This is a genomic window from Ruegeria sp. ANG10 (genome assembly GCF_040705255.1).
Classification (GTDB): Bacteria; Pseudomonadota; Alphaproteobacteria; order Rhodobacterales; family Rhodobacteraceae; genus Ruegeria.
Genome location: NZ_JBFCVU010000005.1, coordinates 138,630 through 160,115 on the forward strand (window position 1 = coordinate 138,630; position 21,486 = coordinate 160,115).

A 21,486-nucleotide genomic window follows, 5' to 3' on the forward strand; every position below is an offset into this window, starting at 1 on the left:
GCTGGCGCGGCCCTGTAGGGTCGCGCCATGTCTTTGCCCCCCGTGACCTTCTCTGACGACCAGGCCGCCGCCTATGACAGCATCTCAGAAATGCTGCGATCAGCCGGTGTTGACCTGGATGACGACGCCCTGCTGAAATTACCGGGCAATGGCAAATCCGGTGTGATGGCGGTGATCGGCAAAGCCGGTTCAGGCAAGACCCTGTTGCTGGCCGAGCTGTACAAGGCCTTGGCCGACACTGGCGTTCAGATCGTGTCGGGTGATTTCGAAAGCCGTAAGGCGCGGGATAAACGAAGCCTTGCGATACTGGCCCCCACCAACAAGGCCGCCAGCGTGTTGCGTCTGCGCGGGGTGCCTGCAACGACCATTCACCGCATTCTCTATACCCCCGTCTATGACCCGGAATATGAACGCATCGCCGAATGGCTGGCCGGCAATGACGAACGCCCTGAGATCGAAGGTCTGACGGACGAGGCGTTGGACCGAGCAGCGGCGTTTTATGCAAACAATAAATCGATCCCCGGTGCCTTGGCCGCCGCCGGATTGCGCGGGTCCGATTTCATCACCGGTTGGAAACGTCGGGACGAGCCATTGGACATCGGGTTCGTCGATGAGGCCTCGATGCTGGACGACCGGCAATTCGAGGACCTGCAAGAGATTTTTCCGACCCTGCTGCTATTTGGTGACCCTGCGCAGCTCGCCCCCGTCAACCAATCGGGCAGCATGGTGTTTGAGGCTTTGCCGGAACCACGAAAACAAATCCTGCACCGGGTCCACCGGCAAGAGGCAGACAACCCTATTCTGGATCTGGCCCATGCGCTGGCCGACCCTCAAATGGGGTTCGAGGATTTCGAACGTCTTATAGAACAAACCGCGCGTCAGGATGACCGTGTGGTCTGGGGTCAGCGGGTCGAGGTTGATCTGATGGCCCGCAGTCCGGTTCTGGTCTGGCGTAACGCCACGCGCATTCGGTTGATCCAAGCGTTCCGGAATGTCCATGGCGCGCCGGATGCAGAACTGTTGGAAGGTGAACCTCTGATTTGTGACGGTATCGAACTGCCATTGAAACACCGAAAGAAACGGTTGGATCTTGAGGCGCGCGGGCTGATCAAGGGCGCTCAGGTCATCTATCTGGGGCCGGGGCGCAAGCCGGGATTCTCACGCCTGCATGTGATGGGTGCCGAAGACCCGCAGGTCAGTGCGGCCTCAATCGTCAAAATCGAAAAACCGGATGAGGAAGAGCCATTTATCCCATATGCCGCCCGCATGGGTGCGACCTTTCTACATGGCGCGGCGGTGACCATTCACAAGGCGCAGGGTTCACAATGGGACACGGTGCAAGTCTTTGCGCCGGACATTTACGCTGCCGCCCGTATGGGCCGGACTGAGGCCGGCCAACCGCTGTGGAAACGGCTGGCCTATGTTGCCATTACCCGAGCACAACAGAGGTTGATCTGGGTGGTCCGAAACCGCCTGGCCAAACCCACCCATCCGCTGCGCGTGGACGACCTGCGCGCGGTTCCGGCAGCGTCACTGACATTGGAGGCTGAAGAGACATGACATCCATCATCGTAACCGGCGCAAGCTCGGGCATTGGACGTGCCACGGCGGAACTGTTTCTGAACGAAGGCTGGACGGTGGGCTTGTTGGCCCGCAGCGCCGACACGTTGCACGAGATGGCCACAGGCCGATCAAACGCTATTCCGCTGGTTGCGGACGTGACAAGTGCGGATGCGGTTAACACAGCCTTCGACACTTTCCAGGAAAAGGCTGGCCGGTTGGATGTGCTGTTCAACAATGCGGGCATCTTTGCGCCCGGCGGAACCATCGACGAGATCGCACTTGAGGATTGGTATCAAACCGTCAACGTCAATCTGAACGGCATGTTCCTATGCGCGCGCGAGGCATTTCGGATCATGCGACATCAATCGCCGCAGGGTGGGCGCATCATCAATAACGGCTCGATTGCCGCATATGTGCCGCGTCCGAACTCGGTGCATTACACGACCACGAAACATGCCATCACCGGCCTGACCCGCAGTCTGTCGCTGGACGGACGGGACCTCGGAATTGCTTGCGGTCAGATCGACATCGGCAACGCGCGCACGCAGATGGTACAGGGGCTGGTGGATGCAGCGGTTGAGGCCGGTCAGACGCCCGACCCGACCATGGCGGTTGAAGATGCAGCACGTTCAGTGCTGCATATGGCGACCCTGCCGCCCGAGGCGAATGTGCAGTTCATGACCGTGATGGCAACAACGATGCCTTATATCGGGCGCGGCTAAGGGTCAGTTCTCGCGCAGCAATCGGAACGCAGTCGACGCCCCCCAGCCCGCTGCAATCGCAATGACCAGTGACATCAGCCCGTACCACACAGGTTGCTGTCGGGACATGTTGTACAAAAACCGCTCCAGCCCCACTTTGCGCACGTCGATGGTTGTCTCGAATTCCGAGATCACCTCTTTGCCGCGAGTCAGGAAAATCCGGGCGGCATAGGCACCCTCGGTCAGGTCGGCGGGCATTGCAATTGAGGTGCGGAACAGGGTTTGCTCATCCACGGCCACTGTGTTTTCGCGGATGGAATATAGCCCCTCATCCTCGCGAATGCGCACCACGGCATCTGCAAAATTCTGCGCGCCTCGGATATGCATGGCCGCCCCGACCGATCGAATGGCGCGTTCGATTGAAATCCGGTATCGCAAGTCCTCGGTGTCCAAAAGGATATTATCCAGCGGCCCGCTTGTGGCGACGGCGTAGAAACTTGGCGCAAGGTCGACCAGAACGCTGTCAGTGTTGACCCAGATGCCCAGTTTGCGTTCCTTGCGTCGGACTGTCACCGGGCCAGAGGGTCCGGCCACGGTCACGATCACTTCAAGCGGTGGGCCGGCTGGGATCGGTGCTTCTCGTTTGACGGCACCGAAGATCAGGATTTCAGAACCATCGAATGTCGCGGTAATGGCGACCCGGTCCTGGCTGAGACCCAGCACCACCTGCTCTTCTTGCGCAAGGGCTGGCGAGCAGCAGAAAACCAGCAGGGCAATCAGGCGTTTCAGCATGATCAGTGCCCCCCGTTGCTGCCAAGCGAATACAGCTCGGACGGTTCGATCAGCAGGTCCAATGCCAGCTTGCCGCAGACCACCAGAACCAGGGCTGCCAGCAGCACGCGCAACTGCTCGGCGGGCATTTTCGCGCCAATCACCGTGCCAATCTGCGCGCCCACGACACCGCCGACCAGCAGCAGAACGGCCAGAACAACATCAACCGTATAGTTCGTGGTTGCGTGCAGCATGGTGGTAAAACCGGTCACAAAGATGATCTGAAACAGCGATGTTCCAACCACCACTTTGGTGGGCATGCCCAGCAGATAGATCATCGCAGGCACCATGATAAAGCCACCGCCAACACCCATAATGGCCGCCAGCACACCAACGCAAAGCCCGACCAGAATTGGGGGAATGACCGAGATATACAGGCCCGAAGTGCGAAAACGCATTTTGAACGGCATCGCATGAACCCAGCCACGCTGGCGCCGTTTTGCTGGTGCGCCGCCGCCCTTTTTGGCCTTGCGCAGTGCCCGCAAGCTTTCGATGAACATCAATCCACCAACGACGCCAAGGAAGACGACGTAGCATAGCGTGACAAGCAGATCGACCTGGCCCAGGCTTTTGAGATAGTTGAACACCACCACCCCAAGGGCCGCACCCATTAAGCCCCCGATCAATAAGACCGTGCCCATCCTTAGATCTACGGTCTTTCGTCGGAAGTGCGCCAGCACACCGGAAAAGGACGAGGCGACGATCTGGTTGGCTTCGGTTGCGACGGCGACAGCGGGAGGGATGCCGATGAAGAACAGCAGCGGCGTCATCAGAAACCCGCCGCCTACACCGAACATGCCCGACAGGATGCCAACCATCCCACCCAGCCCCAGCAGCAAAAAGGCGTTGACGGAGACTTCGGCGATTGGAAGGTAGATCTGCATGTGTATTTACCGGATGAGGTCAGACGCGTCACACAAAGTGATCCGGCCCGTCTCATACCACAGGGATGAGGCTTTAATACTGCGCGCGCAATGCGGCCGTATGGCGAATACCAACCTGTCGATCGCGCGGGCTGCGTGACCGACAAGCCGATCTGGCTGAATTGAAAAACGGACCCCGGAACCGAGACGTTTTTGTGCGTTTGCCACCCTGACAGGAACGAATCCGATCTCGGCTATCACAGGAAACAAACACATACCCCCTTAGAGCGGTTGCGGCATGCAAAATCAACTCTGCATGCCGCTCTGCAGCGAACAGGACTGAAATGAGTCTTAAACTGGACTTATCAGCGCTCTTTCACATAGGGTTCGCCACCCGCGCGCGGCGGGATGGCTTTGCCCACGAACCCGGCCAGAATAACCACCGTCAGGATATAGGGCAGGGCGTCCATGGCCTGTACCGGGATAACCACCCCGCCCAGGTCGATGTTCTGGAACCGCAGTGCAATCGCCTGCAACAGACCGAACAGCAGGCAAGCCCACATCGCATGCCAAGGCCGCCATTTCGCAAAGATCAGTGCAGCCAAAGCGATGAACCCGCGACCGGCGGTCATTTCCTTGACGAACCCAGCCTGTAGGGCCGTGGCCAGATAGGCCCCGGCGATCCCACACAGCACGCCGCAGATGGCAACGGCTGCAAATCTCAGGCCGACAACCGAGACACCGGCGGTATCTACTGCAGCCGGGTTTTCACCCACCGCGCGCAGACGCAGGCCGAACCGGGTGCGGTACAGAATCCACCACGTCAGTGGCACCATCAGAAACGCCACATAGACCAGTATCGAATGACCCGAGAGTAGTTCGGAGTACACCATGTGAAACGAATTGGTGTCAGACATCAGTTCAGAAACCGGTTTCCCCGCCAGTTCAGCATCTTCAGGGCCGATTGCATAAGGAAACTCTGCAGATTCGAACCGTCCACCGCCAAAGAGAGAAGGCGTGCGCCCGCCCTGTTTGAACCAGCTTTGCGCGATCAGCACGGTAAGGCCGGATGCAAGGAAATTGATCGCCACACCAGAAATCAGCTGATTGCCCCTGAAGGTGATCGAGGCCAGCCCGTGCAATCCGGATAAAACCAGCGAGGATGCGATACCGGCCAGCAACCCTAGCCAGACCGAGCCCGTTACTGCGGCAACTGCGGCCGAAAAGAAGGCCGCCATCAGCATCTTACCTTCCAGCCCGATGTCGAAAATACCCGCGCGTTCCGAATACAGCCCGGCCAGACAGGCCAACAACAGCGGTGTTGCCAGGCGGATCGTTGAATCTAGAACCTGAATAAGTGTTACGAAAATATCCATCACTCGGCCCCCTTTCGCAGACCCAGGAACAGCTTTTCAAGCGGCATGCGCACCATGTTGTCCAGTGCCCCGGTAAACAGGATCACCAGCGCCTGGATAACCACGATCAGCTCGCGTGGGATCGAGGTCCACAGCGCCAGTTCGGCGCCGCCCTGGTATAGGAACCCAAACAGAAGGGCGGCCACGAACACTCCGAACGGGTGCGACCGGCCCATCAGCGCCACGGCGATACCGATGAAGCCCGCGCCCTCGGTCGAGTTGAGCACTAGCCGTTCAGCCTCACCCATCACGTTGTTGGTGGCCATCAACCCAGCCAGCGCGCCCGAGATCAGCATGGCAACGATGGTGATGCGTACGGGAGAGATACCGGCATAGACAGCACCGGTTTCGGAATGACCATAGGCACGGATTTCGTAACCTAGCCGCGTCCGCCAGATCAGCGCCCAGACCACGAAACAGGCCAGTATTGCGACAAAGAACGAGATATTGGCCGGTGCACCTTTGAACACCGCGTTTTCAGCGGTCGAGAACATCGACTGGAAAGTGGGCAGATGCACCGCTTCGGGGAATCGCGCCGTCGCCGGATCTTGCGAGCCCTGTGGGCGCATCACGTTGACCAGCATATAGTTCAGGAAGGCCGCCGCGATAAAGTTGAACATGATCGTGGTGATCACGATATGGCTGCCGCGTTTGGCTTGCAGATAAGCCGGGATTGCAGCCCATGCCGCCCCGAACAGCATCGACGCCGCACAAGCGGCCAAAAGGGCGATGCTCCAATGTGGCCAATCAATGTAAAGGCACACGACGGCAACGCCAAGCCCGCCCAGCATGGCCTGTCCTTCGCCGCCGATGTTGAACAGCCGGGCGTGGAACGCCACGGCCACCGCCAACCCGGTAAACATGAAATTGGTCGCGTAATAGAGCGTATAGCCCCAGCCATAGGTCGACCCCAGCGCGCCGGTGACCATCAGATTCACCGCTTCAACCGGGTTTTCACCAATGGCTAGAATAACCAGCGCGGAAAGGATAGCGGCCAGTATCAGGCTGATCAGCGGGATCAGAACGACATCGGCCCATTTGGGCATTTTATCCATGCTTCACGCGGCCTCTTCCGCAACACCGGCCATCAGCAGGCCCAGTTCTTTTTCATCAGTCTCATGGGGCAGGCGTTCGCCCATGATATGTCCGTCGAACATCACCGCGATCCGGTCAGACAGCGAGAAGATCTCCTCCAGCTCGACCGAGACTAGCAGGATCGCCTTGCCCTGATCGCGCAGGGCGACGATTTGTTTGTGAATGAATTCGATCGCGCCGATATCCACACCGCGTGTCGGTTGGCCGACCAGCAACAGGTCGGGGTTCCGCTCGATCTCGCGCGCGACGACGATTTTCTGTTGGTTGCCGCCTGAAAAGCTTTTGGCGGTCAGCCAGCCATTGGGCGGGCGCACATCGAACTTTTCAATCTTGCGCTCGGTATCCGCGCGCAGGGCGGCATTGTCCATGAACAGACCGCGCTTATAGGCGGGGTCGCGGTGATAGCCGAACGCCACGTTTTCCCACGCGTGGAAATCCATGATCAGGCCCTCGCGCTGACGATCCTCGGGGACGTGAGCGATGTGCTGCGCACGCCGCGCCTGACCGTCAGACCCATGCCCACTAAGCGCCAGCGGTTCACCATTCAGCTTGATCGACCCTTTGCCAGGCCGCATCCCGCCCAAAACCTCAAGCAGTTCCGACTGGCCATTACCCGCAACACCGGCGATACCGACGATCTCACCCGCGCGGACCGTCAAGTCGATACCCTTGACCCGCTCAACGCCGGCTGAATCGAAGACGCGCAGGTTTTCGACCTCAAGAATGGGTTTACCGGGTTTTGCAGGAACCTTGTCGACCTGCAGCAGAACTTTGCGGCCTACCATCAGCTCGGCCAGTTCTTCTGGGCTGGTCTCGGCCGTTTTGACTGTCGCCGTCATCTGCCCACGCCGCATCACCGAGACTGTATCGGTGTTTTCCATGATCTCGCGCAGCTTGTGGGTGATCACGATGATTGTCTTTCCTTCGGCCCGCAGACGGTCGAGAATGCGGAACAGCTGATCGGCCTCGGCCGGGGTCAGAACGCCGGTGGGTTCGTCCAGGATCAGGATTTCGGCCTTGCGATACAATGCTTTGAGGATTTCGACCCGCTGCTGCATCCCCACGCCGATCTCATCGATGCGTTTGTCGGGGTCAACAAACAGCTCGTATTCTTCTTCCAGCTCTTTCAGTTCTTTTCGGGCCTTGGACAAAGACGGGGCCAACAGCCCGCCATCTTCGGCACCCAGAACGATGTTTTCCAGAACCGTGAAATTCTCAACCAGCTTGAAATGCTGGAACACCATCCCGATGCCTGCCGCAATCGCCGCTTGGCTATCAGGGATGTCGGTCTTGGTCCCGTTGATCCAGATCTCACCTTTGTCGGCTTTGTAGAAACCGTAAAGAATGCTCATCAGCGTGGATTTGCCCGCACCGTTTTCACCGATGATCCCGTGGATCGTGCCGGGGGCGACGCTGATGGAAATGTCCTTGTTGGCCTGAACCGGCCCAAAGGCTTTGGAAATCCCTTTGAGCTCAATGGCGGGGACTGTCATGTCGTGTCCTCAATTGCCGAAAAGGCCGCGAACAGTGCGGCCAAGTGGGGATGAGGCGGAGGATCAACCCCCGCCCCAAGCGATATCAGAACTGCAGTGCCGGGCAGCTGTCGTTCTCGTAATAGCTGACGACCGTGACATTACCGTCGATGATGTCCTGACGGGCTTTGTCAACGGCTGCTTTCATCTCATCCGAAACCAGATCAGCGTTGTTTTCGTCCATTGCAACGCCAACACCTTCTTCGGCCAGACCCATGGCGAATACACCGGTCTCAATGTCATTGCCTGCACTCATGGCGTCATAAACGGCCACATCCACGCGTTTCAGCATCGAGGTCAGGACCTTGCCGGGGTGCAGGTGGTTCTGGTTGCTGTCCACGCCGATCGACAGGATGCCTTCGTCGGCTGCGGTTTGCAGAACGCCAACGCCGGTGCCGCCTGCAGCAGCATAGACCACGTCAGCGCCTTGGCTGATCTGTGCCTTGGTCAGTTCGGACCCTTTGACCGGGTCGTTCCATGCGGCCGGGGTGGTGCCGGTCATGTTTGCGACCACGTTGATATCCGGGTTCACAGCCTTGGCACCTTGGGCGTAACCACATCCAAAATGACGGATCAAGGGGACATCCATGCCGCCGATAAAGCCAATTGTGCCCGATTCCGATGCCATGGCGGCCATCATGCCTACCAGGTAAGAGCCTTCATGTTCGGCAAAGCCAACCTGACGCAAGTTCGGGGCGTCCAGCCAGTTTACATCAACGACGACAAATTTCGTGTCGGGGTAATCAGCAACGACCGTGCTGAGCGGATCGGCCATCGCGAAGCCCATGGTGATGATCGGGCTCAGGCCTGCTTCGGCGAAACGGCGCAGGGCCTGTTCGCGCTGCGCTTCGGATTGCAGTTCGATCTCACGGTAGGTGCCACCGGTTTCCTCGGCCCAACGCGACGCACCGTTATGCGCGGCTTCGTTGAACGATTTGTCGAACTTGCCGCCCAGATCGAAGATCAGGGCCGGTTCGGCCAAGGCCGCACCCGCAGTCAAGGCGATGGCGGCGGCAGCGCTCATCAAGGATTTCATCAGGGTCATTTCATACTCCCGTTTGTTATTGTTGGTCGAGGTCAAGATAGCCCCGATTACCCACTGTGAGCGAGCATAACTGTTGTGATGGCGGGAATTAAGGGCGTTTGCAACCGGGTCGGTCAACTGATTCTTGACCAAATGGTCGAAAAAATTAGGAGGCGTCGGTCAGGTCAGGGCGCAGGTCATAACAACGGCGTCGATTTTCTCAGCTTTTTCGCGCATATAGTAACCCTTGCGCAGGCCGCAGGTTGTGTATCCACAGCGCTGGTACAACGCAATGGCCGGGTGATTATCTGCCGCAACGTCTAGAAAGGCGCGGGTTGCGCCCAAAGCTATGGCTTTTGCGTGCCAGTCCTGCATGCAGCGCAGGGCCAGACCTTGGCGCTGTTGGTTGGGATGAGTGGCGATTGTCAGCAGTTCAGCTTCACCTGCGATGACCTGAAACAGGGCAAAACAGTCAGCGTTACCAATGACATGCGTGAACCGATTGGTCAGAATATCAGCAAATTCTGATTCCGTCCAAGGGCGCGATTGCGTGAAGGCTGCCGCATGGGTATGAGCCAATTCTTGCGGGATCATCCGTCCAGCAGAACCGGTGGTGAGTCCTTTGACGGGGCCGCATCAGCCGGGCGCACATATAACGGGGCTGGGGGCTGGGTCGTGGTGGACCATCTTTGCGCTGTAAGCCGGGCAAGCGCGTTGACCAGCAACTCGGCGTCATCATTCAGAATCAGATTTCCAAGTGATTCTGCCTGTTCCTGCGCCATCAGTGCCGGGTCCTGACCGGGCAGCGCAACATAGACTTGCTCGCGGGGCGCGCGGATCGCGGGAATCCCGTCCCCGATTTCAGACAAGGCATCAAATCCGGTAACTCCAACAGCCGGGATACCAAGCCCCAACGCCAATCCCCGCGCTGCCGAGACCGAGATACGGATGCCGGTAAAATTCCCCGGCCCGATCCCGACTCCAATGGCGGTCAGATCGCGCCACGTGCAATCAGCCTTGGCCAGAATCTCTTCCAGCAGCGGCATCAACCGTTCTGCCTGCCCGCGTGACATGGGCTCAACGTGTGAAGCGACAATCGTGTCGCCACGTAGCAAAGCGGCCGCGCAATGCGCGGCCGATGTGTCAAATGCCAGAATGATCGGGTCAGACGGCAACGGGGCGAACCTCGGTCACTTCTGGGATATAATGGCGCAACAGGTTCTCGATCCCCATTTTCAGCGTCAGGGTTGAGGATGGGCAGCCCGCGCAGGCCCCCTGCATGTGCAGGTAAACAACGCCCCGGTCGAACCCGTGAAAGGTGATGTCGCCACCATCCTGCGCCACCGCCGGGCGCACACGCGTATCCAGCAGGTCTTTGATTTGATTGACCACTTCGACGTCTTCGCCGAAATGTTCTGCGTGACCTGACCCATCAACGGCATCTTCACCCAATACCGGCTGACCGGACTGAAAATGCTCCATCACAGCGCCCAGAATGGCCGGTTTGATGTGATCCCACTGAACGTCATCCGATTTGGTCACGGTGACGAAGTCATTGCCAAAGAACACGCCGGTGACACCAGCCACTGCAAAAATCCGTTTCGCCAAGGGCGATTTTTCCCCGGCTTCTGCCGAAGGGAAGTCTGCAGTGCCTGCTTCCAGCACCGGCTGACCGGGCAGGAATTTCAGCGTTGCAGGGTTCGGCGTGGATTCGGTCTGGATGAACATGTCACGGCTCCGTTTCAGTTGTACCTGATATGCGGGTCCGGGCCGGGGAAGTCAAGATTTGGAACCATTCTAAATTTCAGCCGCCAGTTGCATCGCCTCATCCAGCCGGTCATCGCCCCAGAACAGTTCATCCCCCACTAGAAAGCTTGGCGCCCCGAAAATCCCATTGTCCTGTGCGGTCTGAGTCTGTTGGATCAGGGCCGCCTTGATATCCGGGTCTTGACAGCGGGCCAGAGTTTCTGGGGGCAGGCTGGCTTGGGACAGGCAGTCGATCAGCACCTTGTCGTCCGAGATATTGAGGCCATCAACGAATTCGGCGGCATAGACAGCCCGAACAAAGGCAGCCCGTTGAGGGTGGGCTTCAATCGTCATCACTAGCCGCGCGGCCTTCAGACCATTTTGGGGGAAGGGGTCAGGCCGGGCAAATCGCAACCCCCGTCGGGCCGACAACCTCTCCATATCGCGCCACATATAGCGCCCTTTGGCGGGATAGATATTGAACGGGGAATTGTCCCAGCCCTGCGCGGCGAAAATCGGACCAAGCAAAAAGGGATGCCATTCAACTGACACCCCGTTCTGCGCAGCCAGATCCTCGATTCGCATCGCGCTTAGGTAAGAGTATGTGGATGCGAATTCGAACCAGAACTGGATGCTGCGCTGCATGGGGGTCCTTTTAGGTGATTTCTTCCAGCTTTTCCTTGCTCAGGTCACCGGGCACGATGGTGATCGGGATTGGCAGGTTGCCCGAATTCTTGGTCAATTGCGTCACCAGCGGCCCGGGGCCTTTCTTTTCGACGCCCGCGCCCAGCACCAGCACCCCGATCTCGGGGTCTGATTGCACATGTTCGATGATCTCGGCGACCGGTTCACCTTCGCGGATGGCCAGTTCGGGGTCGATGTTTTGCTTGTCGCGCATCCACTTGGCGAACACCTCGTAATGGGCGTGAATACGCTCGCGTGCTTCCTCGCGCATTACCTCGGCCACGCCGATCCAGTGGTTGAACTCATCCGGCGGAATGACCGACAGGATTGTAACGCCGCCGCCAGTGTGGGCTGCGCGCATAGCGGCAAAACGCATTGCGTTCAGGCATTCGCGACTGTCATCCAGAACGACCAAGAATTTGCGCATGAAGTGTCCTCGTATATTTCAGGCGATCATGCCCGACCATTTGCGTGCTGGCAATAAGCGGCTGGTTAGCGGGTGCTTAGTGCCCAGTCCCAATACAGCTCGCGCGCACGGCGGGCTATGGGGCCGATTTGATATTGCGTATCCTCCAGCGCGGTGACCGGGGTGATCTTGTTCATGTTGCCGGTCATAAAGACCTCATCCGCCCTGTGGAAATCGTCAAAGCCAAGGATGGCTTCGTGAACGAGCGTTCCGTCGGCGCGCAGGTTTTCAATGTGGCGCGCGCGGGTGATGCCAGCCAGGAAGGTGCCGTTGGGGGTTGGGGTAAACACCTCTCCGTCACGGACCATGAAGATGTTGGCGGTTGCGGTCTCGGCCACGTGGCCCAGAGCGTCCGCGACCAGCGCATTCGAGAACCCCTTGGCGCGAACCTCTTGCAGCATGCGCGCATTGTTGGGGTAGAGGCACCCGGCTTTGGCATTCACCACCGCCGATTCCAGAACCGGGCGGCGGAACTTTGTGGTGCCCAGCGTGACCGAGGCGGTCTCGGGCGCCATCGGGATCTCTTCTAAGCAGATGGCAAAACCGGTGCTGTTTTCCTGTGGGACAATCGCGGTCGCGTCGCCGTCGATGCCCCAATACATCGGGCGGATATAAACGGCCGCGTCTGGCCCGTAAGAGGCCAATCCCTCGCGGATGATCTCTACCATCTGCTGGGTTGAGACGAACGGGGTCAGCATCAGTGCCTTGGCCGAGCGGTTCACGCGGGCACAATGTGCCTCAAGATCCGGGGCCATGCCGTCGAAATACCGGGCACCGTCGAAGACTGACGATCCCAGCCAAGCACCGTGATCGGCGGCACGCATGATCGGGGCATCCCCGTCATGCCACTGACCCTCGAAATAGGTGCGGATGTTCTTACCGACTGCCATGATGCCCTCCCAAGCTTTGCGCAAACCTAGGAAGGCGCTGCGGTAACGTCCAGCGCAATCAGCCTTGTTTTGAGCTGACCATGCCCACAATTTCGTAGGTCTGCTGCAGGATCGGCGCGGCAATCGCTCGGGCCTTTTCCGCACCTTTGCCCAGTATCCGGTCAATCTCGGCTTCTTCGCCCATCAGCCGGGCCATTTCGGACGAGATAGGCGACAGTTTTTCCACCGCCAGTTCCGCCAGCATCGGTTTGAATTCACCGAACTGTTTGCCGCCAACATCTGCCAAAACCTGCTCGACCGTCTGATCGCTGAGCGCGGCATAGATGTTCACTAGATTGCGGGCTTCGGGGCGGTCCTCAAGGCCGTCAATTTCGGATGGCAAGGCATCCGGGTCGGTTTTGGCTTTGCGAATCTTTTTGGCAATCGTGTCGGCGTCGTCGGTCATGTTGATGCGGCTCATGTCCGATGGGTCGGACTTGGACATCTTTTTGGACCCGTCGCGCAGGCTCATGACACGGGTTGCGGCCCCTTCGATCACCGGTTCGGTGATCGGAAAGAAATCGACGCCGTAATCATGGTTAAACTTGATCGCGATATCGCGGGTCAATTCCAGGTGCTGTTTTTGGTCGTCACCAACCGGCACATGCGTTGCGTGATAGGTCAGAATGTCGGCTGCCATCAGCGACGGATAGGCGAACAGACCCAACGAGGCGTTTTGCTGGTTCTTACCGGCCTTGTCCTTCCACTGGGTCATCCGCTGCATCCAACCCATGCGGGCGACGCAGTTGAAGATCCACGCCAGTTGCGCATGCTCAGGCACTTGGCTTTGGTTGAACAGGATCGATTTATCCGGGTCTAGACCGGCAGCAATAAAGCCCGCACACAGTTCACGTGTCGAATGCGCCAGTTCCTTGGGGTCTTGCCAGACGGTTATCGCGTGCAGATCGACCATGCAATAGATGGTCTCCATATCCGGCTGCTGCATATCCACAAACCGCTTGAGCGCACCCAGATAGTTGCCAAGATGCAGGTTTCCCGACGGCTGGATGCCGGAAAACACGCGTGGTGTGAACTGGGTCTCGGTCATCGAAGGGAACTCCCGTCTGGAAAAATCAGCCCCCGTCGCTTACCCATGAGGCCAAGGGACGTCAACCGCCGCGAAAGGCCAGCCCAATGAGCAGTGAGAATTATACACCCGCCGTGAACCCTTTGCCGCCCGTTGTGGTGGCTTTGGTGCTGTTCATCATGGGGGTAGAGCTGGCCTTTACCCTGGGAACACGCGGGCTGATCGGCGGTCCGTCGGCGGTGGGCTGGCGGCTGGATGCGTTGCAAAGCTATTCGTTTTCGCCCGATATCTTCGATTGGATGGTCGAGAACGGGCGCTGGCCGTTCGAACATGTCATGCGTTTCGTGACCTATCCATTCGTGTCGGGCAGCTTCACGCAGGCCGTATTTGTCTGCGTCTTCCTGCTGGCTATGGGCAAGATGGTGGCCGAGGTCTTTGGTGGGTTTCAGATGCTGGTGATCTTCGTGCTGTCTGGCGTGGGCGGGGCACTGGCCTATGCGCTGCTGCTGGCCCCCAACTATCCGCTGGTCGGAGGGTTCCCGCCTGTCTATGGCCTGATCGGCGCGTTCACGTGGCTGCTGTGGCGCAAGCTGTCACTGGTCGGGGAAAACCAACACCGCGCCTTTGGTTTGATCGCGGCCCTGATGGGGATTCAACTGGTGTTTGGCCTGCTGTTCGGCGGCACGTCTGATTGGGTGGCCGATCTGGGTGGGTTCGCAACGGGCTTCGGCCTTTCGTTCCTGCTTGTCCCGGGTGGTTGGGCGCGGATCGTGCGGCGCATTCGCCGCGACTGATCACGACCGACGCAAGGCTTTGCGGAACTCCGAAACCTCGAAAGCGCCAAACAGGTGGCCCAGAAAGAAATAGGTGGCCGCGGCAACTTTGATCAGGATGATCAGCGCCAGGTAACGCCAGCCGGACAGCTCGAACGCCCAGCCGAACAGGTGAATGGCGGCGTATAGAACGACCCCCATCCCCAGCGACGCGGCCACGATGCGCCATGCCCGGTGTTTGAAGCGGTCGTCGAACCGCGCCTCTTCACCCATGCGTCGCGCGCCGAGGATCAGCAGACCGACCATGGCCCAACCGGCAGCCGACGCCGCAATCGCCGGTGCGATCCAACCCACCAACGGATAAAGGCCAAAGGCCAGCCCGGCATTCACGATCATCGCAACCACGGCATAGCGGAACGGGGACCGCGTATCCTCACGCGCGAAATACAGCGGTTGCAGCAGCTTTTGCAGCATAAAGGCAGGCAGGCCGATGCCGTATATTGCCACTGCCAGCGCGGTGGCGGCGGTGTCCTCGGCGCTGAATTGGCCCCGTTCGAACAGGACCGAGACCATCGGGTTTGGAAGGATCACAAAGGCCACGGTCGACGGGATGGTCAGCAACAGCGTGAACTCACCCGCGCGGGAAAATGCGTTGCGTGCGCCGTCCTTGTCTCCGGCGCGAAGGCGGCGTGACAGATCGGGCAACAGCACGATGCCGACTGCGATGCCCACCACGCCCAGCGGCAGTTGATACAGCCGGTCGGCTGCGAACAGCCAGCTGATCGCCTTTTCGGTTTTTGAGGCCACCAACTGCCCCACCACCAGATTGATCTGAGTGACGCCCATTGCCAGTGCCGCCGGAACGGCGATGCGCACCATGCGGCGCATCTCGGGGCTGAGTTTTGGCAGGCTGGGGCGGATGCGAATGCCCGCGCGTTCGGTCGCAACCCAGACCAGCGCCAGTTGCGCGATCCCGGCCAAAGGGATGACAGTGATCAGCCAGCGGATCACTTCGCCCCCGGCTGCGGCTGCGGCAACCAGGGCCGTGCAGGCGAAGATGTTCAGCAATACGGGTGCGGCGGCGGCGGCGGCAAAACGGCCCGTGGCGTTCAAAACGCCCGAGAACAGCGCCGCCAGTGACATGAACAGGATGTAGGGAAACACTACATAGCCATAATCCACGGCCAGATCGAACCGTTCGTCGCCATAAAAGCCCTCGGCCGTGATCCAGACCAGCGCGGGCATGAACACCATTGCCAGCCCGACCAGCGCCAGCACCGCCACGGCCAACAAATTGAAAGCGTCCTGCGCAAAGCCTTGGGCGTTTTCTTCGCCTTCCAACCGCTTGGAAAACATCGGCACAAAGGCCGCGTTGAACGCGCCCTCGGCAAAGAAACGGCGGAACATATTTGGCAGACGGAAGGCCGCGACAAAAGCATCCATCACCGGACCCGGGCCGATATAAGCCGTCAGCAGGATTTCCCGCAAAAAGCCCAGAATCCGGCTGGCCAGCGTCCAGAACCCGACCGTGAACAGGCCTGAAAACAACCGGATCTGCTTCATGAGGCCGCGCGCTCAGCGCCTTCGGTGATGGCCTTGCGCAGTTTGGTTTCAAGCGTGCGCTGTTTGCCTTCCGCATGGTATTTCAGGCCAAACATGTCCTTGACGTAAAAGGTGTCGACCACCTGTTCGCCATAGGTCGCGATCACTGCGTTGGCGATATAGACATTCGCCGCGGCCAGCGTTCGGGTCAGGTCATACAGCAGACCGGGACGGTCGCGGGTATCGACCTCGATGATCGTGTAAATCTCGGACCCGTCATTATCGAAGGTGATATGGGTCGGCACGTTGAAGGCCCGTTCCCGTTTCTTGATCTTGTCGCGGGATTTCAGCGCGTCGCGGGCTACGACCTCACCTCTGAGCGTTTTTTGGATCATCTGGTTCAGACGCGGCAGGCGGCTGGCCTCGAACGGGTGGCCTTCGGCGTCCTGAATCCAGAACGCATCGGTCACAAACCCGTCTTTGGTGGTGTAGCTGCGCGCATCCACCACGTTGGCCCCGACCAGCGCTAGCGCACCGGCGATCCGTGCAAAGATGCCGGGATGGTCGCCCATCGCGAAACAGGCACGGGTGGCGTCGCGGTCTTCGTCCGGATGCAAGCGAATTTCCATCTCACCTGGGTCGCCGCCACGTTCCAGCGCCCGCAGCATCTCGGCAAATTCTATTTGAGTAGGCAGGTTCAGACCCTGCCAATAAGGCGGGTAATGCCGCCCGGTTTCGGTCTTGAGGTCCGCCTTGGACCAATCCGACAACGCGTTGCGCAGGGCCTTTTTGGCCTCGGTCCCGCGATTGGCGCGGTTGAGGTCCTCCATCCCGGTTTCAAGCGCGCGCTTGGTTTCGGCGTGCAGGGCGCGCAAAAGGGTGGCTTTCCAGTTGTTCCACGTGTTCGGCCCGACCCCGCGAATGTCGCAGACCGTCAGAACCGTCAGCAAATCCAGTCGCTTGACCGTTTTCACCGCCTTGGCGAAATCGCGCACCGTGCGCGGGTCCGAGATGTCGCGCTTTTGCGCCATGTCCGACATTAGCAGGTGATAGCGCACCAGCCATTCCACGGTTTCCGAATCCGCCTTGTTCAACCCCAGCCGGGGTGCGACCTTGCGCGCGATCTGTGCGCCGAGGATCGAGTGATCCTCGGGTCTTCCTTTGGCGATGTCATGCAGCAACAACGCGACATACAGCACCTTCCGGTTCACACCGCCCTTCAAAATGGACGACACCAGCGGCAGCGGTTCAATCAATTCGCCCCGTTCGATCTGGGCAAGGTTGACGATACATTGGATGGTGTGTTCGTCCACGGTGTAGCTGTGATACATGTTGAATTGCATCATCGCCACGATGTGCTCGAACTCGGGCAGAAAGGCGGACAGCACCCCCAATTCGTTCATCCGCCGCAGGGCGCGTTCGGGGTTGCCGTGTTTCAGCATCAGATCCAGAAAGATGCGCTGCGCCTCGCGGTTCTCGCGCATATCTTCGTCGATCAAGTTCAGGTTTGCTGTCACCAATCGCATTGCATCCGGGTGAATCAGCATACCGGTGCGCAGGCCTTCTTCGAACAGACGCAGCAGATTCAGCTTGTCGGTCAGGAAATTCTCGGGGTCGGCCACGTCCAGGCGGCCGTGTACCATCTTGTAGCCCGCCTTGACCCTTGGTCGGCGACGGAAGATGCGTTCCAGCAGGGCCTCACCCTTCATATGCGAGGCTTCCAGCTTGGTCAGAAAGATACGCGTCAGTTCACCCACATAAGTGGCCTCACGGAAATAGCGCTGCATGAACACTTCGACCGCGCGGCGCCCGGCTCGGTCCTCATAACCCATCCGGTCGGCCACCTCGACCTGCAGGTCAAAGGTCAGTTGCTCGGTCGGGCGTCTGGTAATCAGGTGCAGATGCGAACGCACCGCCCACAGAAAATCCTCGGCTTTTACGAAGGTTTTGAATTCCTCGGGCGTGAACAGGCCCAGCGGCACCAGTTCGGCCACATCCTGAACTCCATAGATGTATTTCGCGATCCAGTAGAGCGATTGCAGATCGCGCAGCCCGCCTTTGCCTTCTTTGACATTGGGCTCGACCATATAGCGCTCACCCTGTTTTTGGTGACGCTCATCGCGTTCTTGCAGTTTGGCTTCGATGAACTCTCGCTCGCTGCCTTTGAACAAGTCAGCCTTCAGGCGGTTGTCCAGCTCAGCGGCCAGCTTGTTGTCCCCCGCCAGATAGCGTTGTTCCAGCATCGAGGTACGGATGGTGAAATCCTCGGCCCCAAGCCGCAGGCAATCCCTGATCGTGCGGGATGCGTGGCCAACCTTCAGCCGCAAATCCCACAGGATATACAGCATGGATTCGATCACGCTCTCGGCCCATGCGGTGATCTTATAGGGGGTCAGGAACAGTAGATCGACATCAGAGGACGGTGCCATTTCTCCGCGCCCGTAACCGCCTACCGCCAGCACTGCGATCCGTTCTCCCTGCGTCGGCGTGGCCAGGGGGTGCAAATCCTCGCTTGAAACCTTCATCGCGGTGCAAACCAGCCCGTCAGTCAGATAGGTGTAGGAATGGGTCAGCGGCCGCGCATCAAACGGGCGTTCGGCGAAGGCATCGGCAATGGCCTGACGCCCGGCTTTCTGGGCGTCACGCAGAATACGCACGGTCTCATTGCGCCGCGCAGCATTGTCCGAGGTCTTGTCAAAGGCCTCCGACAGCTGTGCCATGACGGCGGCGCTGTCGAAAATTTCATCCGCCGGGCAGATCAACTCACCCCTGGGGGTGAGCGTCAAACCCGTTTTCTCAGAAACCGGCGCCTGTGAAGCTTTGTGGGGCAGGGTCAATCACTACTACCTGTTTATTCTGGATCGTGGCGACAGCCAGACCGCGTTCATTCGTGCCGTTCGGTCGCAGGCGGAAGATACCACCGACGCCCTGGAAACCGGCGTTTTGCGTCAGCGCCGAAGCGGTCAGCGCGTTGGATTTGCCCTGACTGACAAGTGCGGCGATAGCGGCGATGCCGTCATAGGCCAATCCGCTGATCGGGTGCGGGGCCTCGCCATAGGTATTGTTATACCGCTGCCGGTATGCCTGCGCTTTCGATGGATCCGGCAGCGCAAACCAGCCACCTTGCACACCCGGCAAGTCCAGTGTTTGCGGTGGGATGTCCCAGCGTGTCAGACCGATAAATTGCGTGTTTGTTGTGGAAACACCCGCTTCGGGCAGCAGCTGAGTGAAAAGCGGCAGCGCGCCGGCTGTGGTTGCCGTCAAGAACAGCGAATCCGCACCAGACGCATCTACGGTTGCTTTAACCGAGGGAACCGAATTGATGACGCCCTGCTGCGAGCGGTCATACCCCACCGATCCTGCATTGTTAACGCGGCTGCCAGCTAGCGCATTGGCAATGGCGGTTTGACCCAACTGGCCCGCAGCATCGTTGCTGTGAACGATGACCATGTTCGATTTGCCTTGCGACCCAGCAAAACTGACAAGGCGGTTGGCTGTATTGTCGAAAGTTGGTCCAAGCACGAACACATTGCCGCCTGCAATGCTGGTGTTGTTCGAGAAGGACAACACGTTGACGTTGCTGCTCAGCGCCGCAATGCCTGCAGAGTTTGCAGCCTGCGCATAGACCGGACCTAGGATGATCTTCGCCCCGTCTGCCACCGCTTGCTGCGCAACCGCCGCAGCCGTATTCGAACTGCCCCGCGTGTCATAAACGCGCAGATCGATCTGAACATTCTGCAGATCCGACATGGCCAGCCGGGCTGCGTTTTCCAAGCTGCGTGCCAGCGCCGCATCACCGGCCTGCCCCGATCCGGCAGGGACCAAGAGGGCAACAGGCACGGGGTCGGATGTGTTGATCGACGGACCTCCGCCGATGGTGCTGACGTCGCAGGCGGCCAGAAATGCGGCAGTTGCCAGTACGGCGGCGGTGCGCGCCAGTTTGCGAACGGGCTTGCAAACGGTAAACATCTGAATGAAAACTCCCTGTCCCGGCGGCTTGAGATGCCGCCAATCTATTGGGTCGCGATAATAAACGTCACGCTGTGAGGGTCCAGCTTTGAATTTCCAAAAAGTCAGATTGGGCACCGGCCTGTATTTTGTTGCCACTCCGATTGGAACAGCGCGCGATATCACGCTCAGGGCGCTGGACGTGCTGGCCTCGGCCGATGTGATTGCCGCCGAAGACACGCGCAGCCTGCGCCGGTTGATGGAGATTCATGGCGTTCCTCTCGAGGGGCGGCGCATTCTGGCCTATCACGACCATAGCGGCGCGGGGGCGCGCGGCAACATTCTGGACGCTCTGGCCGAAGGGAAATCGGTTGCTTACGCGTCCGAGGCCGGAATGCCGCTGATTGCCGATCCGGGTTATGATCTGGGGCGGCAGGCGGCCGAGGCCGGGCATATGGTGACCTGCGCGCCGGGGCCGTCGGCGGCTTTAATGGCGTTGACGCTGGCAGGATTGCCGACGGACGCGTTCTTTTTCGCAGGCTTTTTGCCCAACGCAACCGGTGCGCGCCGGACGCGGATCGAGGCGTTGCGCGACATTCCCGGCACGCTGGTGTTTTACGAGTCGCCCAAGCGTGTGGCGGCTTGCTTGTCGGATTTGGCCGAGGTGTTGGGTGAAGATCGCCAGGCCGCGATGTGCCGTGAGTTGACGAAAAAGTTCGAAGAGGTCCGGCGCGGATCTCTGGGGGAACTGGCCACTGCCCTGCAGGGGCAGACGGTCAAAGGTGAAGTTGTTCTGTTGGTGGACCGGGGTCATTCGGAAACTGTTAACGAATCCGACATAGAAGAGGCTTTGACGCGCGCCCTGGAAACCCATTCGGTGCGTGATGCGGCGGATTTGGTGTCGCAGATGTACAAACTGCCGCGCCGCCCGATTTATCAAAAGGCGTTGAAACTGGGAAAGGGATGATATGACCGCGCGATCTGTCCGAAGTTCGGTTTCCTACCATGCCGGACAGGCGGCAGAGTTGCAGGTCGCAGCCGATTATGAACGCCGAGGTTTCACAATCGCGCATCATCGCTGGCGCGGTGCGGGCGGTGAGATTGATCTGATTGCTCGGGGCAATGACGGGCTTGTGTTCATCGAGGTCAAGAAAAGCACCAGTTTCGACATGGCCGCGGCGCGGATTAGCCAGCGGCAGATTGACCGGATTTTCACCTCGGCAGCGCAATTTCTGGAAACGGAACCGGGCGGGCAGCTGACAAATGTTCGGTTTGACGCAGCACTGGTGGATGCCTCGGGGGCTGTTCAAATCATCGAAAACGCGTTTGGTCAGGCCTGACACCCAT

General features: G+C 59.2%; 21 protein-coding genes. 5 read left to right on the plus strand and 16 right to left on the minus strand.

Translation table 11 applies throughout. From position 1 onward, the window contains the following. Window positions 1–27 precede the first annotated feature (27 nt). Window positions 28–1,560 (plus strand): AAA family ATPase, encoded by a 1,533-nt coding sequence (locus tag AB1A64_RS12795; RefSeq protein ID WP_366551758.1) that lies wholly within the window; start codon window positions 28–30, stop codon window positions 1,558–1,560. Further along, window positions 1,557–2,285 carry an SDR family oxidoreductase gene (locus tag AB1A64_RS12800; protein ID WP_366551759.1) on the plus strand — a complete coding sequence of 243 codons (729 nt, stop codon included), beginning with the start codon at window positions 1,557–1,559 and terminating at the stop codon, window positions 2,283–2,285. Before AB1A64_RS12795 ends, AB1A64_RS12800 begins: the two co-directional genes overlap by 4 nt. A gap of 3 nt (window positions 2,286–2,288) precedes the next feature. Here AB1A64_RS12800 and AB1A64_RS12805 read toward each other — a convergent pair whose 3' ends face one another. The 13 genes from AB1A64_RS12805 to trpS all read right to left on the minus strand — a co-directional run bounded on the left by AB1A64_RS12805 (window position 2,289) and on the right by trpS (window position 13,897). Next, window positions 2,289–3,056 carry a TIGR02186 family protein gene (locus AB1A64_RS12805; protein ID WP_366551760.1) on the minus strand — a complete coding sequence of 256 codons (768 nt, stop codon included), beginning with the start codon at window positions 3,054–3,056 and terminating at the stop codon, window positions 2,289–2,291. 2 nt (window positions 3,057–3,058) lie between these two features. Then, the gene (locus tag AB1A64_RS12810) at window positions 3,059–3,979 is read right to left on the minus strand and encodes a sulfite exporter TauE/SafE family protein (protein ID WP_366551761.1); all 921 of its coding nucleotides are present in this window, start codon (window positions 3,977–3,979) and stop codon (window positions 3,059–3,061) included. 344 nt (window positions 3,980–4,323) lie between these two features. Continuing rightward, entirely contained in the window at window positions 4,324–5,334 is a 1,011-nt protein-coding gene (locus AB1A64_RS12815; RefSeq protein ID WP_366551762.1) for an ABC transporter permease, read from the minus strand. Then, window positions 5,334–6,428 (minus strand): ABC transporter permease, encoded by a 1,095-nt coding sequence (locus AB1A64_RS12820; protein ID WP_366551763.1) that lies wholly within the window; start codon window positions 6,426–6,428, stop codon window positions 5,334–5,336. The genes AB1A64_RS12815 and AB1A64_RS12820 overlap by 1 nt, the downstream gene beginning before the upstream one ends. 3 nt (window positions 6,429–6,431) lie before the next feature. Beyond that, the gene (locus AB1A64_RS12825) at window positions 6,432–7,961 is read right to left on the minus strand and encodes an ABC transporter ATP-binding protein (protein WP_170516766.1); all 1,530 of its coding nucleotides are present in this window, start codon (window positions 7,959–7,961) and stop codon (window positions 6,432–6,434) included. Window positions 7,962–8,046: 85 nt separating this feature from the next. Next, on the minus strand, window positions 8,047–9,045 hold the full coding sequence (locus AB1A64_RS12830) for a BMP family ABC transporter substrate-binding protein (protein ID WP_366551764.1): 999 nt from the start codon (window positions 9,043–9,045) through the stop codon (window positions 8,047–8,049). Between the two features lie 159 nt (window positions 9,046–9,204). Then, a complete protein-coding gene (locus AB1A64_RS12835; RefSeq protein ID WP_366551765.1) occupies window positions 9,205–9,618 on the minus strand; it encodes a GNAT family N-acetyltransferase in 414 nt (137 codons plus the stop codon). Beyond that, on the minus strand, window positions 9,615–10,199 hold the full coding sequence (gene tsaB / locus AB1A64_RS12840) for a tRNA (adenosine(37)-N6)-threonylcarbamoyltransferase complex dimerization subunit type 1 TsaB (protein WP_366551766.1): 585 nt from the start codon (window positions 10,197–10,199) through the stop codon (window positions 9,615–9,617). Before tsaB ends, AB1A64_RS12835 begins: the two co-directional genes overlap by 4 nt. Then, the gene (locus AB1A64_RS12845) at window positions 10,189–10,752 is read right to left on the minus strand and encodes a NifU family protein (RefSeq protein ID WP_366551767.1); all 564 of its coding nucleotides are present in this window, start codon (window positions 10,750–10,752) and stop codon (window positions 10,189–10,191) included. Before AB1A64_RS12845 ends, tsaB begins: the two co-directional genes overlap by 11 nt. Before the next feature lie 69 nt (window positions 10,753–10,821). Beyond that, window positions 10,822–11,415, minus strand: a complete 594-nt coding sequence (locus tag AB1A64_RS12850; protein WP_366551768.1) for a 2-hydroxychromene-2-carboxylate isomerase — start codon at window positions 11,413–11,415, stop codon at window positions 10,822–10,824. Between the two features lie 10 nt (window positions 11,416–11,425). Further along, a complete protein-coding gene (locus tag AB1A64_RS12855; RefSeq protein WP_170350587.1) occupies window positions 11,426–11,881 on the minus strand; it encodes a universal stress protein in 456 nt (151 codons plus the stop codon). Between the two features lie 65 nt (window positions 11,882–11,946). Further along, window positions 11,947–12,810: a branched-chain amino acid aminotransferase gene (locus AB1A64_RS12860; RefSeq protein ID WP_366551769.1), complete on the minus strand. Its 864-nt coding sequence runs from the start codon at window positions 12,808–12,810 to the stop codon at window positions 11,947–11,949. Between the two features lie 58 nt (window positions 12,811–12,868). Beyond that, complete coding sequence (trpS, locus tag AB1A64_RS12865; RefSeq protein ID WP_366551770.1) at window positions 12,869–13,897, minus strand: tryptophan--tRNA ligase; 1,029 nt, start codon at window positions 13,895–13,897, stop codon at window positions 12,869–12,871. An 86-nt stretch (window positions 13,898–13,983) separates the two neighbouring features. On the opposite strand from trpS, the gene AB1A64_RS12870 reads away from it, so the two are divergent. Then, window positions 13,984–14,670: a rhomboid family intramembrane serine protease gene (locus tag AB1A64_RS12870; RefSeq protein ID WP_366551771.1), complete on the plus strand. Its 687-nt coding sequence runs from the start codon at window positions 13,984–13,986 to the stop codon at window positions 14,668–14,670. Here the strand turns inward: AB1A64_RS12870 and murJ are convergent, their stop codons facing one another. The 3 genes from murJ to AB1A64_RS12885 are packed head-to-tail and all read right to left on the minus strand — an operon-like array spanning window position 14,671 to window position 20,160. Beyond that, a complete protein-coding gene (gene murJ / locus AB1A64_RS12875) occupies window positions 14,671–16,212 on the minus strand; it encodes a murein biosynthesis integral membrane protein MurJ (RefSeq protein ID WP_366551772.1) in 1,542 nt (513 codons plus the stop codon). Then, on the minus strand, window positions 16,209–18,977 hold the full coding sequence (locus tag AB1A64_RS12880) for a [protein-PII] uridylyltransferase (RefSeq protein ID WP_366551773.1): 2,769 nt from the start codon (window positions 18,975–18,977) through the stop codon (window positions 16,209–16,211). Before AB1A64_RS12880 ends, murJ begins: the two co-directional genes overlap by 4 nt. A gap of 10 nt (window positions 18,978–18,987) precedes the next feature. Continuing rightward, window positions 18,988–20,160 (minus strand): penicillin-binding protein activator, encoded by a 1,173-nt coding sequence (locus AB1A64_RS12885; protein ID WP_366551774.1) that lies wholly within the window; start codon window positions 20,158–20,160, stop codon window positions 18,988–18,990. Between the two features lie 88 nt (window positions 20,161–20,248). On the opposite strand from AB1A64_RS12885, the gene rsmI reads away from it, so the two are divergent. Next, on the plus strand, window positions 20,249–21,106 hold the full coding sequence (gene rsmI, locus AB1A64_RS12890; RefSeq protein WP_366551775.1) for a 16S rRNA (cytidine(1402)-2'-O)-methyltransferase: 858 nt from the start codon (window positions 20,249–20,251) through the stop codon (window positions 21,104–21,106). A gap of 1 nt (window position 21,107) precedes the next feature. After that, window positions 21,108–21,479, plus strand: coding sequence for a YraN family protein (locus AB1A64_RS12895; protein WP_366551776.1), 372 nt, complete (start codon window positions 21,108–21,110; stop codon window positions 21,477–21,479). Window positions 21,480–21,486 lie beyond the last annotated feature (7 nt).